Source organism: Actinophytocola sp. (assembly GCF_050699915.1).
Lineage (GTDB): Bacteria > Actinomycetota > Actinomycetes > Mycobacteriales > Pseudonocardiaceae > Actinophytocola.
In genome coordinates this window covers 1-15,858 of record NZ_JBOHGA010000151.1, presented here as the reverse complement: position 1 = coordinate 15,858, position 15,858 = coordinate 1, and the positions used below count along the sequence as shown (strand labels likewise).

The window sequence follows — 15,858 nt, the reverse complement described above, 5'->3', positions numbered from 1 at the left end:
CGCCGGGACCGCCCGGCGCTCGGCCGGCTCGCGGCCGACCGCCGGCTCGGCGAACCGCCGGCAGCAGCCGGCGACACCGACCAAGCGCGGGTTCGCCGCGACCGCCGAGCGGAAGAAGGGCCGGCACGCGCTGCCGGCCAAGGGGGAGCGGCGGGTGCGGCCGACCGACTCCGTCGAGGGGCTCGAGCCGGTCGATCCCGGCGTGGCCGCCGCCCAGGCGAACGCGTCGAGTGCCCGGATGACGCCGGTGGAGCAGGACCCGACCCGGTTCCAGCACCAGGGCGGCGGACTGGTCGACTCCGACGGCCGGCTGGTGGAGTCCACCGGTCGGATCGGCCGGATCGACGCGGGTGGGAACCTCGCGTCCACCCCGATGAACCCCGGCGAGTCCTACGGTCGGATGCATCCCGCGCAGGCCAACGGCCACGCGGCGCAGATGCACGGTCACGGACCCGCCGCGTCGAACGCCCGGATGCGGCCTGCCGACTCGGCCGGCCGCATGATGCCGGGTGGCCGGCCCGGGCCGGAGGACTCGTACGACCGTCTCCCGGCGGTGCCGCCGATCAACGACCGGCTCCGGTCGAGCGGCGGCGCGGGCCCGGTGGACTCCTACGGCCAGCTGCGGCCGGTGGATCCGCGGCTGGGTCCGGAGGCCTCGTACGAGCGGATGCCGCCGGTGGACAGGGACGGTCGGGGGCCGGCGGCGAACGGCTTCCGGCCCGGGCCCGCTGACTCCTACCCCGGCATGCCGCCCGCGAACGACTACCCGGGTGCGGGTGGCCCGGTCGACTCGTACACCCGGCTCCCGCCGGTCAACGCCCACAACTACGACCCGCCGCAGCTGAACCTGCGTGCGTGGGACGGTCACGGCCCCGGCGCCCGACACGCCGCGGATCCGTACGGGCGTCCCGGTCCGGCGGACTCTTATGGCCAGATGCCGCCGGCCGGGCACCCGATCAACCCGATGGGCAGCGACGGCCGGATGCGTCCGGTCGGTCGCCCGGAGGAGTCCTACGGCGCGATGCCGGCGGCTCGCCAGTACGGCCCGGAGGACTCCTACGATCAGTTCCCGCCGGCCCGGCGCGGCCCCGTGGGCCCGATGTCCAGCGACGGACGGCTGTATCCGGTGCAGCGCCGCCGCTGACAACCGAACCCGACGGGTCCTGGCACCCCTGAACCCCGAGTGTCAGGACCCGTCGCCCAAGCTCACCGCAAGAAGCGATGCGCTCGCCACCGTGCCCCGGCGGGCGCATCGCTGTGTGCGCACCCGGTCGGGCTCAGGGCGCGTCGATCAGGTTCTGCAGCAGGGGGCCGTGCAGCTCGACGACGCTCTCGGCGGGCAGCGCGGCCATCGCGGGGAGCTTGATCGCCAGGCGGGCCGCGCCGAGGCCGACGAGTTGGGCGCAGATCATGTCCGCCCGCAGCTGGGCGTTGTGGCCCTGGAGGCGCGAGGCCAGGGGCTGGGCGAAGTAGCGCTGGAACGACGCGGAGAACTCGGCTCCGTTCGGCCGGAACGCGGCCATCACCGCGCGCAGGAACGGGTCCGAGAGAGCCTTCTCGTGCAGCTCGAGCAGCGTGCGCACCAGGTGCGCGCCGAGCTCGTCGAGCGGGCAGTCCAGCAGCGCCCGCGCCTCCGCCTCGAAGGAGACCGCCTCGGCGAACAGCCGCTCCTTCGTGCCGAAGTACTTCACCACCAGCGCTGCGCTGACCCCGCAGTCCAGTGCGATGTCGCGCAGTCCGACCTCGGCGAACCCCCGCTGTGCGAAGCGCCGCCGCGCGGCTCGCAGGATCGCGTCCCTGGTCTGGCCGCCGCTCGTCAGGTCCTCGTCGGGCGTGCTGGCACCGGCCGCCTCCGTGCCCATGGCGAGGAAGCGTACTAAGCGGCCGTGTCGACCGCGTTGTCGACGGCTCCCTCGCCGTCGAGCTCCGCGACTCGGGCGAGCCGGGAGCCGGTCCGCCGGATCACCATCGCCACCGCCGCCGCGAGCGCGGCGGCGACCAGCGAAGCCGCCGCGGCGATCCAGTAGGTGAGCACGAACCCGGTCGACGACGGGACCGGCGCGCCGCCGACGTCGAGCGTGAACGCCGCCAGGAAGGTGCCGCCCAGCGCCGCGCACGTGCTCGTGCCGATCGTGCGCAGCAGGGCGTTGAGGCTGTTGGCGGACGCGGTCTCGGTCACCGGCACCCAGTCCATGATCAGCGTGGGCATCGCGGAGAAGCACAGCGCCGCGCCGATCGAGGCGAGCATCAGCACCGACACCAGCACCGCGAGGCTGCCCGGGAGCAGTGCCTGGCAGATGTTGGCCGCGCACAGGATCAGCGCACCGGTCATCAGCGTGGTGTGCGCGCCGCGCCGGGAGGACAGCTTGGCCGAGAGCGGAGAGAAGATCAGCATCCCGAGCCCCATCGGGATCATGCAGACACCCGCGACCAGCACCGGGACGCCGAACCCGTACCCGGTCGCCTGTTCGGCCTGCAGCTGGAGCGGGGTCAGCATGAAGCCCGCGAACATCCCGACGCCGACGAGGACGGTCGCCAGGTTGGTGAGCAGCACGACCGGTCGCGCCGACGTGCGCAGGTCGACCAGCGGCGAGCGCGTCCGCAGCTGGTGCGCCGACCACACCGCCAGCACCAGCGCCGCCGCCGCGAACATCCCGATGGTCGGCACGCTCGCCCAGCCCCACCGCGAGCCCTGGGAGATCGCGAGCAGCAGGGCCACCAGACCGGCCGCGAGCCCGAACGCGCCGAGCACGTCGAACCGGCCGCCGGAGCGCAGCGGCGACTCCGGCACGAACGCCACGACGAGCACGAGCATGACGAGCGACGTCGCCGTCGCCGCCCAGAACACCGCGTGCCAGCTCAGCGGCTGCGCGATCACCCCCGCGAGCGGCATGCCGATCGCGGCGCCGACGCCGAGCGTGGAGCTCATGGTGGCGGTGCCGGCCATGACCCGGTCCGGCGGCAGCTCGTCCTTGAGGATGCTGATGCCCAGCGGCAGCACGCCGAACGCCGCGCCCTGCAGCATGCGGGCGACGAGCAGCGAGCCGAACGACCAGCTCACCGCGCCGAGCAGCGAACCGGCGGTCATCAGGGCGAGCGCGTAGGCGAGCACCGCGCGCTTGCCGATCATGTCGCCGAGCCGGCCGGCCATCGGTGCGCAGACCGCGCCGGCGAGCATCGTTGCGGTCAGCAGCCAGGACGCCGAGTCCTGGGACAGGTGCAGCCCCCGGGAGATCTCGGGCAGCAGCGGCACGACGAGGGTGTGCATCAGGGACACGGTGATGCCGCAGCCACAGAGCACGAACATGAGCCGGCGGGATCGAGTCGTCCCGGACCGTGAACCGTTGTTCACCCCCGGGAGTAAACAGATGTTCACCCGGTCCGGTCAACCGAGTATCGACGCGGTGCCACCGTCCCTCCAGGCATGATGCGCACCGTGGATTCAGTCAGCCGGCTGCGCACCGTCGTGGCCACCCGGTATGTGACGCCCCTCCGGGAGGGCGGGTCGCTGCCGGGCCTGGTCGAGGCGGACGACCTCGGCATGTACGTGCTCAAGTTCCGCGGCGCGGGCCAGGGGCTCAAGGCGCTCGTGGCCGAGGTGATCGTCGGCGAGCTGGCCCGGCGGCTGGGGTTCCGGGTGCCGGAGATCGTGCTGGTCGAGCTGGATCCGCAGCTGTCCAAGGCGGAGCCGGACGAGGAGATCCAGGACCTGCTGAACGCGAGCGGCGGCGTCAACCTCGGCCTGGACTACCTGCCCGGCTCGTTCGACTTCAACCCGCGGGTGCGCGACCCCGGCGCGGACCTCGCCGCGCGGCTGCTGTGGTTCGACGCGCTCGTGCTGAACGTGGACCGGAGCTGGCGCAACCCCAACATGCTGCTGTGGCACCGAGAGGTCTGGCTGATCGACCACGGTGCCTCGCTGTACTTCCACCATCGGTGGGGTCCGGGCTGGGCGCCGGCGCCCGAGTACAGGTACGACGCGGCCGAGCACGTCATGCTGCCGGTCGCCGGCGACGTCGCCGCGGCCGACCGGGCGCTGCGGCCGCTGGTCACCGGCGACGTGCTGGACGAGGTCCTCGCGCTCGTGCCCGACGAGTGGCTCGGCGCGGAACCGGCGTTCGGCTCGCCGGCCGGGACGCGGGCCGCGTACCGTGCCTTCTTCGAGAGTCGACTGGGACGGGCGGACGTCTGGGTCCCGGCGTTGGAGGAGGCCCGTGCCGCACGTGTTTGAGTACGCCCTGGTGCGCGCGGTCCCGCGGCAGGAGCGCGGCGAGTTCATGAACGTCGGCGCGATCGTCTACTGTGCCCCGCTGCGGTTCCTGCGCTGCCAGACCCATGTGGACGCCCAGCGGCTCGCGGCGCTGGACCCGGGCATGGATCTCGACGTGCTCCGCGACGCGCTGCGCTCGTGGGCCCAGGCCTGCGACGGCACCGGGCCGATGGCGGAAAGCTCGCTGGGGCAACGGTTCCGCTGGCTGACCGCGCCCCGCAGCACGATTGTGCAGACCTCGCCCGCGCACACCGGGCTGACCGACGACCCGCAGGGCGAGCTCGACCACCTGATGCGCACCCAGGTGCTGCCGCCGGTCGACCATCCGTAGGGCCTTAGGCTCCTCGCGTGGCGAAGTACTTCGACGTGCACCCGGACAACCCGCAGCGGCGCGCGATCGGCCAGGTCGTGGCGCTCCTGCGGGACGGCGGGCTGATCGCCTACCCGACCGACTCGTGCTTCGCCCTGGGGTGTCTGGCCGGCAACAGGGACGGGATGGACCGGATCCGGCAGATCCGCCAGCTCGACGACCGGCACCACTTCACGCTGGTGTGCCACGACTTCACGCAGCTGGGTCAGCTCGTGTACCTGTCCAACACGGTGTTCCGCGCCATCAAGGCGGTCACCCCCGGCAGCTACACGTTCATCCTGCCGGCCACCAAGGAGGTGCCGCGCCGGCTGCTCAACGCGAAGAAGAAGACCGTCGGCGTGCGGATCCCGGACCACCTGGTGGCCCAGGCGATCCTCGCCGAGCTGGGCGAGCCGCTGCTGTCGAGCACGCTCCTGCTGCCCGATGAGGAGGAGCCGCTGACCCAGGGCTGGGAGATCAAGGAGCGGCTCGACCACGTGGTCGACGCGGTGATCGACTCGGGCGACTGCGGCACCGAACCGACCACGGTCGTCGACTACTCGACCGACGAACCGGAGATCATCCGCAAGGGTGCCGGGGATCCCGCGCCGTTCGAGCAGTGAGTGCCGGGACGAAATATCCCGCTGGCGCCGGCCGTTACGCTCGATGACGTATGAGTGTGTCCGCCACGAGCCCCAGCCTGGCCGATCTCCGCAAGCGCCTCGGTGACCTGACGCTGCGCGACGAGCGGCGGCTGAGTCGTCGGCTCGACGGGCTGGGCAAGGTCCGCGACGAGGCCGCCCGGAGACAGCGGATCGCCGAGGTCGCCGGCGAGGTCGACAAGGCCGCGGCGCGGGTCGAGCGGCGGCGGGCCGCCGTCCCGGAGATCACCTACCCCGACGAGCTGCCGATCAGCCAGCGGCGCGCGGACATCAAGAAGGCGATCGCGGAGCACCAGGTCGTGATCGTGGCTGGGGAGACAGGCTCCGGCAAGACCACGCAGCTGCCCAAGATCTGCCTCGAGCTCGGCCGGGGCGTGCGCGGGCAGATCGGCCACACCCAGCCGCGCCGGATCGCGGCGCGGACGGTGGCCGAACGCATCAGTGACGAGCTGGACGTGCCGCTGGGCGGCGCGGTCGGCTGGAAGATCCGGTTCACCGACCAGGTCGGCGACGCCACGCTGGTCAAGCTCATGACCGACGGGATCCTGCTCGCCGAGCTGCAGTCCGACCGCCAGCTGCGCCAGTACGACACGCTGATCATCGACGAGGCGCACGAGCGCAGCCTCAACATCGACTTCATCCTCGGCTACCTCAGGCAGCTGCTGCCGCGCCGGCCCGACCTCAAGGTGATCATCACCTCGGCCACCATCGACCCGGAACGGTTCTCCCGGCACTTCTCGGACGCGCCGATCGTCGAGGTGTCCGGCCGGACCTACCCGGTCGAGGTGCGCTACCGCCCGGTCGTGGACCCCGACGACCCGCACGCCGACCCCGACCGCGACCAGACCCAGGCCATCCTCGACGCGGTCGACGAGCTGTGCGTCGAGGGGCCGGGCGACATCCTCGTGTTCCTCTCCGGCGAGCGGGAGATCCGCGACACCACCGACGCGCTGCTCGCGCAGGAGCGGCCGGGAACCGAGATCCTGCCGCTCTACGCCCGACTGTCCACCGGGGAGCAGAAGCGGGTGTTCCAGTCCCACCGCGGCCGGCGGGTGGTGCTCGCGACCAACGTCGCCGAGACCTCGCTGACCGTGCCGGGCATCAAGTACGTGATCGACCCCGGCTTCGCGCGCATCTCCCGGTACTCCAACCGGTTGAAGGTCCAGCGGCTGCCGATCGAGAAGATCTCGCAGGCGTCGGCCAACCAGCGCGCTGGCCGCTGCGGTCGCACCTCGGACGGCATCTGCGTGCGGCTCTACGCCGAGGACGACTTCGACGCGCGGCCGGAGTTCACCGACCCGGAGATCCTGCGCACCAACCTCGCCTCGGTCATCCTGCAGATGGCCGCCGCGGACCTCGGCGACATCGCGGCGTTCCCGTTCGTCGAGCCGCCGGACCGCCGGCACATCACCGACGGCATGAACCTGCTGAACGAGCTCGGCGCGCTGGAGAGCTCCACGAAGGAGTCCGTGCCGCGGCTGACCCCGTTGGGCCGCAAGCTCGCCCGGCTGCCCGTCGACCCGCGGCTCGCGCGCATGGTGCTCGCGGCCGACCGCGACGGCTGCGTCAGCGAGGTCGTGGTCATCGCCGCCGCACTGTCCATCCAGGACCCGCGGGAGCGGCCGGTGGACAAGCAGGCGCAGGCCGACCAGCAGCACGCCCGGTTCCGCGACCCCGAGTCGGACTTCCTGTCCTACCTGAACCTCTGGCGGTACCTGACCGAGCAGCGCTCGGAGCTGTCCGCGAACCGGTTCCGCAAGCTGTGCCGCGCGGAGTACCTCAACTACCTGCGGGTGCGCGAGTGGCAGGACGTCGCCGCCCAGCTGCGGCAGATGGCGAAGAGTCTGGACGTTAGCCCCAACGAGACGCCCGCGGACGCCACGAAGATCCACCAGGCGCTGCTCGCCGGGCTGCTCTCACACGTCGGCATGAAGGACCCGGCCACCCGCGACTACCTCGGCGCCCGCAACGCGCGGTTCGGGATCTTCCCGGGCTCGGCGCTGTTCAAGAAGCAGCCGCGCTGGGTGATGGCCGCCGAGCTGGTCGAGACGACGCGGTTGTGGGGCCGGATCGCGGCGCGCATCGATCCCGAGTGGATCGAGCCGATCGCCGGGCACCTCGTGCGACGCACGTACAGCGAGCCGCGCTGGGAGAAGAAGCGCGGCGCGGTGATGGCCTCCGAGCGGGTGACGCTGTTCGGCCTGCCGATCGTGGTGGACCGGCCGGTGAACTACGGGCGGATCGACCCGCCGGTGGCGCGCGAGCTGTTCATCCGGCACGCGCTGGTACAGGGGGAGTGGCACTCGAACCACACCTTCCTGCGGCGCAACGCGGAGCTGCTCGCCGAGGCCGAGGAACTGGAGCACAAGGCGCGCCGGCGCGACATCGTGGCCGACGAGGAGACGCTGTTCGAGTTCTACGACCAGCGGGTCGGCCCGGAGGTCGTGTCCGGCCGGCACTTCGACACGTGGTGGAAGAAGACGCGCCGGTCGGAGCCCGAGCTGCTGACGTTCGACCCCACCATGCTGGTGAGCGCCGTGGCCGGCGACGTGAGCCCGGACGCGTACCCGGATGCCATGTCGCACAACGACATCCGGCTCGGCTTGCAGTACCGGTTCGAACCTGGGACCGACACCGACGGAGTCACCGTGCAGGTGCCGCTGGCGCTGCTCGGCCGGGTCCGGGCGGACGGCCTGCCGTGGCAGGTGCCCGGCCTGCGCGACGAGCTGATCACCGCGTTGATTCGCTCGTTGCCCAAGCCGCTGCGCCGCAACTTCGTACCGGTGCCGGACTTCGCCGCGGCCGTACGCGACCGGCTGTCCTCGGTCGCCGAGCCCACGCTGGACCAGGTCGCCGGCGAGCTGCGCGCGCTGTCCGGCGTGGTCGTGCCGCCGGACGCGTGGCAGCTCGACCAGGTGCCGCAACACCTGCGCACGACGTTCCAGGTCGTCGAGGAGGGCCGGCCGGTGCTGGAGGGCAAGGACCTCGGTGCGCTGAAGCGGGAGTTGGCGTCGCGGGTACGTGAGTCGCTGGCCGCCGGCGCCGAGGGACTCACCCGGGAGGGGCTGACGTCGTGGTCGTTCGGCCCGCTCTCGCGGCACGTGTCGCTGCGGCGGGCCGGCCAGGAGGTGACCGCGTACCCGGCGCTGGTCGACACCGGCTCGTCGGTGGCGGTTCGTCTGTTCGACAGCCCGGCCGAGCAGTCCCGAGAGATGTGGCGCGGCATGAGGAGACTCGTGCTGCTCACCGTGCCGGCGCCGGTGAAGCAGGTGGTGCGCCGCCTACCGAACGCGGCGAAGCTGGCCCTGTCGGCGAACCCGCACGGCAGCGTGCCGGCACTGCTGGAGGACTGCCTGGACGCGGCCGCGGACGCGCTGATCGCCCGAGCCGGCGGTCCGGTGTGGACACCCGAGGACTTCGAGGCGCTGTGCACGGCCGTCCGAGCGGACCTGGCCGACACGCTCTACGCGGTGCTGGACCGCGTACGCGCCGTGCTCACGACCGACGCGTCGGTGGACGCGGCACTGTCTCGCATGACCGGCGGCGTGTTCGCCGAGTCGGTAGCCGACATGCGAACGCAGCGATCCGCGTTGGTGTACAAGGGCTTCGTCACCGACGCCGGGCAAGCGAGACTGTCCGATGTGGAGCGCTACCTGCGCGGCATCGAGCGCCGGCTGGAGAAGCTGCCGGAGCGCCCAACCCGAGACCTGGAGTGGACCTACGCCGTGCAGGACGCGGAGCAGGCGTACGCGGAGGTCCGCACCCGCGACGACGGCTCGGTGCGGTGGATGATCGAGGAGCTGCGGATCAGCTTCTTCGCCCAGACCCTGGGCACCGCCCACCCGATCTCGGAAAAGCGCGTGTACAAGGCGATCGACGCACTCCTGCCCTGAGTAACCCTGACGCGCCAGCCCGAGTGAGAGGGTCGGGGCCAGTGGATCGCCTGCTTGCCCCGACCCTTGTTCCTCGGGCTGGCGCCCAATGGGTCAGCTGAACGGTGTGCGAGGACGCTCCTGCACCTCGCCGTCCAGGACGATGTCCACCTTCTCGTTGTAGAAGCACGCCAACCCGGTGACCTTTTGAGACTCCGGCAACGGCGCCCGGTAGATCCAGACGACGTTCTCGTGCACATCCTCGCCCGTGTCCAGGTTCCAGTAGGACGCGGTGCCCTTGTACGGGCAGTGGGTCTGCAGGTCCGACGGCCGCAGCAGGTCCATCCGCACGTCCGACAGCGGCAGGTAGTACCGCGGCGGCAGGCTGGTCTCGAAGAGAATCCGCGGCTGGTGCGAGTCCGCCACCGTGACGCCGTCCACCCGCACCTCGACGTGCCGGGAGCTGCCGAGGATGTCGACCCGCTTGTACGGGTCGCGCGGGTGGACGTAGATCGGCTCGTCCTCCTCCAGCCACTCGTCCATGGCGGCGAAATGGAGCTTCACCAGGTCGCGCAGCTCGGGGATCGGCGATTCGAGGTAGCGGCTCGCCGCGGTCTTCACGACCGTGCCGTCGACCACCACGTCGTACTGCGTCGCGTCGCCGCGGCTGGGGGAGTGCTCGGACGAGCCGGTCGCCTCCAGCTTTCCCCGGACGTCGGCGAGGGGCAGGTAGATCGTCGGGTAGTACGGGATCTCCCAGACCAGGACCGGGTTGAACGAGTCGGCCACCAGGTGCCCGCCGACGTAGGCCCGGATCCGCTTGCGGCTCGTCTCGACCTTGACCTTGCCACGCGTGTCAGCCATGACACCAAGCTACTCGGAAACAAGGGCTGGACCCGAAGCGCGCTCCAGGTCTCAGGATGTGGTCATGACTGCACAGACGAACACCTGGACCGGCCGGCGACAGCTGGGGGACGTCGAGGTCAGCGCGCTCGGCCTGGGCTGCTGGGCGATCGGCGGGCCGTTCTCCGACACCGAGGGTCTGCCGCTGGGCTGGGGCGAGGTCGACGACGACGAGTCGGTCCGCGCGGTGCGCCGCGCACTCGACGCCGGCGTGACCTTCTTCGACACCGCCGACGTGTACGGCGCCGGCCACAGCGAGGAGGTGCTCGGCCGCGCGCTGGCCGGGCGCCGCGACGAGGTGGTGATCGCCACCAAATGGGGCAACCTCTTCGACCCGGACACCAAGGTGCTGCACGGCAACGACGCTTCCCCGGCCTACGTCCGCCGCGCGCTGGAGGCGTCCCTGCGGCGCCTGCGCACCGACCACGTCGACCTCTACCAACTGCACCCGCAACCGTCCATCGAGGCCGCGGCGCCGCTCGTCGAAGCGTGCGAGAAGCTCGTCGAGGAGGGGCTCATCCGGGGGTACGGCTGGAGCGTCGACGACCCCGAGCGGGCCGCGGTGTTCGCCGCGGGAGCGCACGGCGTGGCCGTGCAGCACGAGCTCAGCGTGCTGCACGACGACCCGGAGATGCTCGCCATGTGCGACCGGTACGACATCGCGAGCGTCAACCGCACGCCGCTCGCGATGGGCCTGCTCGGTCGCCGCACGGGTGGCCGACCGGCGGCTGGCGCGGACATCCGCACGGCCGCGCCGGAATGGCTGCGCTTCTTCCACGACGGCGTGCCGACTCCCGAGTGGGCGGCGCGCGTCGACGCCGTCCGCGACATCCTCACCAGCGACGGCCGCACGCTCGCGCAGGGCGCGCTCGCCTGGATCTGGGCGCGCAGCCCGCGGACCATCCCGATCCCCGGGTTCCGCAACGTCGCCCAGGCGGAGGAGAACGCGGGCGCCATCGAGCACGGCCCGCTGCGCGCGGAGCAGCTGACCGAGATCGCGACCGTCCTCGCGTGACGAACGGCGCGTGACTACTGGACCGGCGAGTCCGGCGGCGGCAGCACGATCGTCCGCTCCCGCTCGACGGCGGCGACGCCGGGCACGGACGACAGCGACGAGAGCCGGTCGCCGTCGACCGTCCCGGTGACGACGCCGACCGCGGTGAGCACCTCGCGCACCCGCAGGCCGGCGTCGCGCAGTGCGTCGACCACCGCGGACATGTCCGCGTCGTCGGTGTCCTCGAGGGCGACGACGACGGGGACCGTCACGGCGCCTGCACGAGACCGGCACCCACGTCTGTCGAGGGCAGGCCGAGCCGGCGGGCGGTCTGGACCAGCCGGGCCCACAGCTCGTAGCCGGTGGCGCCGGTCGTCTGCGAGATGAGGGCCGCGACGCCGGACACGTGCGGGGTCGCCATGCTCGTGCCCGAGATCCGCCGGTAGCGCCTGGGCTGCGGCCAGCTCGAGTACACGCCGACACCCGGGCCGACCAGGTCGACCGCCCCGACCGAGCCGACCGTCCCGCAGGAGAAGTCCGCGATCCGGCCCTGCACGTCGAGCGCGCCGATCGCCATGATCGACGGGCAGTTCGCGGGGTGGCTGATCGGCGCGACGTTGCTCCGCGCCCGCTCGCTCTCGTTCCCCGCGGCCGCGATGATCAGCGTGCCGAGGGACAGGGCCCGGCTCGCCACCCGCTCGTAGGTCCGCGAGTACGGCTGGCCCGCCTGGGTCGCCGCGCCCAGCGACATCGACACCACGCGGCACCCGTTGCCGACCGCCCACGCGATGCCGGCCAGGATCCCGCCGTCCGCGCCCGAGCCGGAGTCGCTCAGCACCTTGCCGGCGTGGATCTCGGCCTGGTGCGCCACCCCGTACCCGGGGCCGGTCTCCGGCGTGCGCGGCCCGCACGAGGTGCCGACGCAGTGCGTGCCGTGCCCGTGGCCGTCCTGCGCCTCCTCGCCGGCCACGAACGACTGCGAGGTGATCGTCCGGTCGGCGAGGTCGGGATGCGCCAGGTCGAGCCCGGTGTCGAGCACCGCGACCCGCACGCCGACCCCGGTAGCCGCGCTACTGGGCGCCCGCACCGCCTGCACGCCCCAGGTGAACGTCGTCTCGTCGACCTCCGGAGTCGGACCCGCCGTCGTCTCCGTCGCGGTCGTGGCGATCGCCCGCACGACCCGCTCCGGCTCGACCAGCGCGATCGGGCCCGGCCGGTCGGCCGCCGCGGTCAGCGCGGTCAGCTGGTCCGGATCCGCCGACACGAGCGCGACCCCGAGGTCGCGCAGCACCAGCCCGTCGGCCTCCCAGAGCGGCGTGGTGAAGCCCGCCTCCGCCGAGTCCACCGCCTGGATCCCGGCCACCCGGTTCAGCTCGCGGGTCGCCCCGGACCAGTCGTCCTCCAACAGCACCAGGTACCTGCCGGTCGTCCCGCCCGCCGCCGATGTCATCGCAGCACCTACTTCCCTCGCTCGCCCTCACCCCCGTGCGACTGTTGGATCGGCCTGGTCGGGCCCGCTGTGACGGGGTCACCCGACGGACGGCCGCTTCCCGCCACCCGGGCGGCGGCTAGTGTCGAGGCCATGCAGACCTGGCCATCCCCGTCGGTGCCGCGCGTCCCGGGCACGCCGCGCCCGCTGCGCCTCCACGACACCTCGACCGGCGAGATCCGCCCGACCACGCCCGGCGCCACCGCGAACATGTACGTCTGCGGGATCACCCCCTACGACGCCACCCACCTCGGGCACGCCGCGACGTACCTGGCGTTCGACCTGGTGTACCGGCAGTGGCTGGACAACGACCACGATGTCCACTATGTGCAGAACGTGACCGACGTGGACGACCCGCTGCTGGAACGCGCCGTGCGGGACCAGGACGACTGGGTCGTGCTCGCGATGCGCGAGACCGCGTTGTTCCGCGAGGACATGGCCGCGCTGCGGGTGCTGCCGCCGCGGGAGTACCTCGGCGCGGTCGAGTCGATCCCGGAGATCGTCGAGGCGGTGGCGAAGCTCCTCGCCGACGGGCTGGCCTACCGGGCCGACGATCCGGAGCACCCGGACATCTACTTCGACCGGCTCGCGTCCGGCCACTTCGGCTCGGTGTCGAACTACGACGAGCCGACGATGGGCAGGTACTTCGCCGAGCGCGGGGGAGACCCGGACCGCCCCGGCAAGCGGCACCCGCTGGACGCACTGCTGTGGCGCACCGCCCGCCCCGGCGAGCCGAGCTGGGAGTCCGAGCTGGGTCCGGGCCGGCCCGGCTGGCACGTCGAGTGCAGCGTGATCGCGTTGAACCAGCTGGGCATGGGCTTCGACGTCCAGGGCGGCGGCTCGGACCTGATCTTCCCGCACCACGAGTTCAGCGCCGCGCACGCGGAGGCACTGACCGGGCAGCACCCGTTCGCCCGGCACTACGCGCACGCCGGGATGATCGGCCTGGACGGCGAGAAGATGTCCAAGTCGCGCGGCAACCTCGTGTTCGTGTCCCGGCTGCGCGCGGACAAGGTGGACATGATGGCGCTGCGGCTCGGCCTGTTCTCCGGCCACTACCGCGAGGACCGCGCGTGGTCGGCCGAGGTGCTCGCCGACGCGCAGACCCGGCTGGGCCGCTGGCGGGACGCGGTCGGGCGGGATTCGGGCCCCGACGCCGACGACACCATCGCGCGGCTGCGCGACCACCTGGCGAACGACCTCGACACCCCGCAGGCGTTGCGGGCGGTCGACGCGTGGGTGAACGCGACACTGGCCGGCGACGGAAGCGACCTGTCGGCCCCGCTCCGGGTCCGCGAGGCGGTCGACGCACTGCTCGGGGTCGAGCTCTGAGCGAGCGGCCGCGCCGGGCGGACCGTCCGCGGGTGCCGCCCGGCACCTGACACGCCGTCGACTGATCAGCGGCCGAGAGTCTCCTCGGGGGTCGCGCCGGGGCGGGTCCACTGCGGCACGGGTCGGCTGGCCGGCCCCCAGTCGGCGTTGCCGTCCGCGTCGGAGCGCCAGTACCAGCACGAGCCGTTCGGGCGGCCGCCGTCGGGCTGGAAGGTCGACGCCTCGGGCCAGCCCTCGGGGTTGTCCTCCCATGCCTCGCGGCGGCCGTAGGGCGTCAGGTCGAGCAGGCCGAGGGATGCGTTGACCCGCTCGTTGCCGCGGGCCGTCGTGGCGTAGGTGAGGAACACGCGGTCGCCGGCGCGCAGGTAGCAGGTGAGGTAACCCATGTCGCCGCCGGCCGGCCCAGCCACGCCGCGCACCGAGTACCAGGGCTGGGCGTAGCCCATGAACTCGACGAAGGAGGCCACCTCGTCCCATGGGCCCGTGGTCAGGACGGCGTACGAGACGCCGCGGGCGTTGAGGTAGACGGCGTCGTTCGTGTGCCAGGCCGTGGTGGTGCAGCCCTCGCACTGGCCCTGGTGCGGCGCGCCGTCGTACCACATGTGCTTGTAGACCACGAGCTCGTCGCGGCCCTGGAACAGGTCCAGGAACGGGACCGGGCCGTCGGGTCCGACGACCTCGACCGTCCCGTCGAACTCCACCATCGGCAGCCGGCGGCGGGCCGCGGCGATGGCGTCGCCCTCGCGGGTGTGGGCCTTCTCCCGGACCAGCAGCTCGTCCCGGGCGGCCTGCCAGGTGGCCTGGTCGACCACGGGCGGGCGGCCCGGCAGCGCGGTGTTCGGGTCGTTCGGCGTGAACGTCATGGAGTCCTCCGTGGTGTGCCGGGCCCCTCCGCTGGGCGCCCGCTGCCCGGGCGTCGAACGGCCGACGCCGGATTCGACAAACGCTCCCGAGCGCCCAGGGTCACGGGTGGTCGGGTCGGTGGTAAAGCTCCAGCTGGATCGCGTCCGGGTCGCGGAAGCTCAGGATCGAGCGGCCCGGGTGGTCCGCGACCGGCGAGTGGCGCACGCCGAGCCGCTCGAGGTGCGCCTGCCACTCGTCCAGCTCGGCCCGCGAGTCGACCTTGAGGGCGAGGTGGTCGAGGCCGGTCCGGCGCGGGTCGAACTCCTCGCCGGCGTTGGCGTCGTGCTGCTGCAGCTCGACGATCAGCGTCGTCGGCGGGTGGATCAGCAGGATCGACAGCCAGGTCGGTCCGGTCGCCTCGGTGAGCGGAGCCAGGTCGAACACCCGCCGGTACCAAGCGGCGCTGGCGGCCGCGTCGCGGACCGAGAACGAGACGTGGGAGACCTTCGAGAAGCCGGGCACGCCTCAGTATCGCGCCGGCCGGCGCGCGAGCAGCGCGAGCGGTGTGACCGCGGCGAGCAGCGCGGCCGGCAGCAGGAAGCCGGCCGCGGCCGAGGCGTGGTAGACCGGCGTGAACGCGACCGGGGCGAGCGCCGCGCCGACGAACCGGAACGCCTGCACCACCGACACCGAGCCGGCCGGGTTGGCCCCGTCGCCGGTCAGCACGAGCGCGTTCACGCCGACCTGCAGGAACTGCGCGAAGAACCCGGTGAACGCCCACAGCAGCGCGAGCACCGGCAGCCACGGCACGACGCCGATCAACGCGACGGGCACCGCGCCCGCGACCCCGCCGACGAGCGCGCCCGTGAGGGCGCCGGTTCGCTCGATCAGGCGACCGACCAGCTGGGCGGTGAGCATGCCGACCACGCCGAACGCGGTCAGCAGCAGCCCGCGCGCGCCGGCACCGAGGCCGAACCCGTCGTCGGTCCGGAACGCGACCAGGAACGTGATCCCGCCGAGGCAGCCCCAGCCGACGAGCGCCACCGCGGCCGCGCGGAGCACCTCCGGTCGCCACGCCGCGGCCAGCCGCGCCGGCTCGCGAGGCCGGGTCTGCGCCGAGGGCGGCAGCCCGATCGCCGCGAGC

The 15,858-nt window shown here is 72.7% G+C and carries 13 protein-coding genes and 2 pseudogenes; 7 read left to right on the top strand and 8 right to left on the bottom strand.

Translation table 11 applies throughout. The features are described 5' to 3' along the window. Positions 1-1,144 (top strand): annotated as a pseudogene (locus ACRDSK_RS23175) (hypothetical protein); the annotation flags it as partial. A gap of 133 nt (positions 1,145-1,277) precedes the next feature. Here ACRDSK_RS23175 and ACRDSK_RS23170 read toward each other — a convergent pair. Together ACRDSK_RS23170 and ACRDSK_RS23165 are read right to left on the bottom strand one after the other, a co-directional pair. Continuing rightward, a complete protein-coding gene (locus ACRDSK_RS23170; RefSeq protein WP_431443341.1) occupies positions 1,278-1,862 on the bottom strand; it encodes a TetR family transcriptional regulator in 585 nt (194 codons plus the stop codon). Positions 1,863-1,876: 14 nt separating this feature from the next. Next, a complete protein-coding gene (locus tag ACRDSK_RS23165; protein WP_431443340.1) occupies positions 1,877-3,307 on the bottom strand; it encodes an MFS transporter in 1,431 nt (476 codons plus the stop codon). A 129-nt stretch (positions 3,308-3,436) separates the two neighbouring features. Here ACRDSK_RS23165 and ACRDSK_RS23160 point away from each other — a divergent pair, with 129 nt between their 5' ends. Genes ACRDSK_RS23160 through hrpA form a run of 4 tightly spaced genes read left to right on the top strand, consistent with a single transcriptional unit; the run spans position 3,437 to position 9,174 of the window. Beyond that, positions 3,437-4,231 (top strand): HipA family kinase, encoded by a 795-nt coding sequence (locus tag ACRDSK_RS23160; protein WP_431443339.1) that lies wholly within the window; start codon positions 3,437-3,439, stop codon positions 4,229-4,231. Continuing rightward, positions 4,215-4,601 (top strand): DUF3037 domain-containing protein, encoded by a 387-nt coding sequence (locus ACRDSK_RS23155; protein ID WP_431443338.1) that lies wholly within the window; start codon positions 4,215-4,217, stop codon positions 4,599-4,601. Before ACRDSK_RS23160 ends, ACRDSK_RS23155 begins: the two co-directional genes overlap by 17 nt. A gap of 17 nt (positions 4,602-4,618) precedes the next feature. After that, positions 4,619-5,242 carry an L-threonylcarbamoyladenylate synthase gene (locus ACRDSK_RS23150; protein ID WP_431443337.1) on the top strand — a complete coding sequence of 208 codons (624 nt, stop codon included), beginning with the start codon at positions 4,619-4,621 and terminating at the stop codon, positions 5,240-5,242. 50 nt (positions 5,243-5,292) lie between these two features. Next, positions 5,293-9,174, top strand: coding sequence for an ATP-dependent RNA helicase HrpA (gene hrpA, locus ACRDSK_RS23145; RefSeq protein WP_431443336.1), 3,882 nt, complete (start codon positions 5,293-5,295; stop codon positions 9,172-9,174). Between the two features lie 93 nt (positions 9,175-9,267). On the opposite strand, the gene ACRDSK_RS23140 is transcribed toward hrpA, so the two are convergent. Then, entirely contained in the window at positions 9,268-10,017 is a 750-nt protein-coding gene (locus ACRDSK_RS23140) for a DUF427 domain-containing protein (protein ID WP_431443335.1), read from the bottom strand. Between the two features lie 64 nt (positions 10,018-10,081). Here ACRDSK_RS23140 and ACRDSK_RS23135 point away from each other — a divergent pair, with 64 nt between their 5' ends. Further along, a complete protein-coding gene (locus ACRDSK_RS23135; RefSeq protein ID WP_431443334.1) occupies positions 10,082-11,071 on the top strand; it encodes an aldo/keto reductase in 990 nt (329 codons plus the stop codon). A gap of 14 nt (positions 11,072-11,085) precedes the next feature. On the opposite strand, the gene ACRDSK_RS23130 is transcribed toward ACRDSK_RS23135, so the two are convergent. After that, a complete protein-coding gene (locus tag ACRDSK_RS23130; RefSeq protein ID WP_431443333.1) occupies positions 11,086-11,322 on the bottom strand; it encodes a hypothetical protein in 237 nt (78 codons plus the stop codon). Beyond that, complete coding sequence (locus ACRDSK_RS23125) at positions 11,319-12,500, bottom strand: S8 family serine peptidase (protein WP_431443332.1); 1,182 nt, start codon at positions 12,498-12,500, stop codon at positions 11,319-11,321. The genes ACRDSK_RS23130 and ACRDSK_RS23125 overlap by 4 nt, the downstream gene beginning before the upstream one ends. Positions 12,501-12,632: 132 nt before the next feature. On the opposite strand from ACRDSK_RS23125, the gene mshC reads away from it, so the two are divergent. Further along, a complete protein-coding gene (gene mshC, locus ACRDSK_RS23120) occupies positions 12,633-13,871 on the top strand; it encodes a cysteine--1-D-myo-inosityl 2-amino-2-deoxy-alpha-D-glucopyranoside ligase (protein ID WP_431443331.1) in 1,239 nt (412 codons plus the stop codon). A gap of 65 nt (positions 13,872-13,936) precedes the next feature. Here mshC and ACRDSK_RS23115 read toward each other — a convergent pair whose 3' ends face one another. The 3 genes and pseudogenes from ACRDSK_RS23115 to ACRDSK_RS23105 form a co-directional block, all read right to left on the bottom strand. Further along, positions 13,937-14,734 carry a DUF899 family protein gene (locus ACRDSK_RS23115; protein WP_431443330.1) on the bottom strand — a complete coding sequence of 266 codons (798 nt, stop codon included), beginning with the start codon at positions 14,732-14,734 and terminating at the stop codon, positions 13,937-13,939. Between the two features lie 100 nt (positions 14,735-14,834). Beyond that, a complete protein-coding gene (locus tag ACRDSK_RS23110; protein ID WP_431443329.1) occupies positions 14,835-15,236 on the bottom strand; it encodes a VOC family protein in 402 nt (133 codons plus the stop codon). Between the two features lie 3 nt (positions 15,237-15,239). Further along, a pseudogene (locus ACRDSK_RS23105) lies at positions 15,240-15,858 on the bottom strand (MFS transporter); the annotation flags it as partial.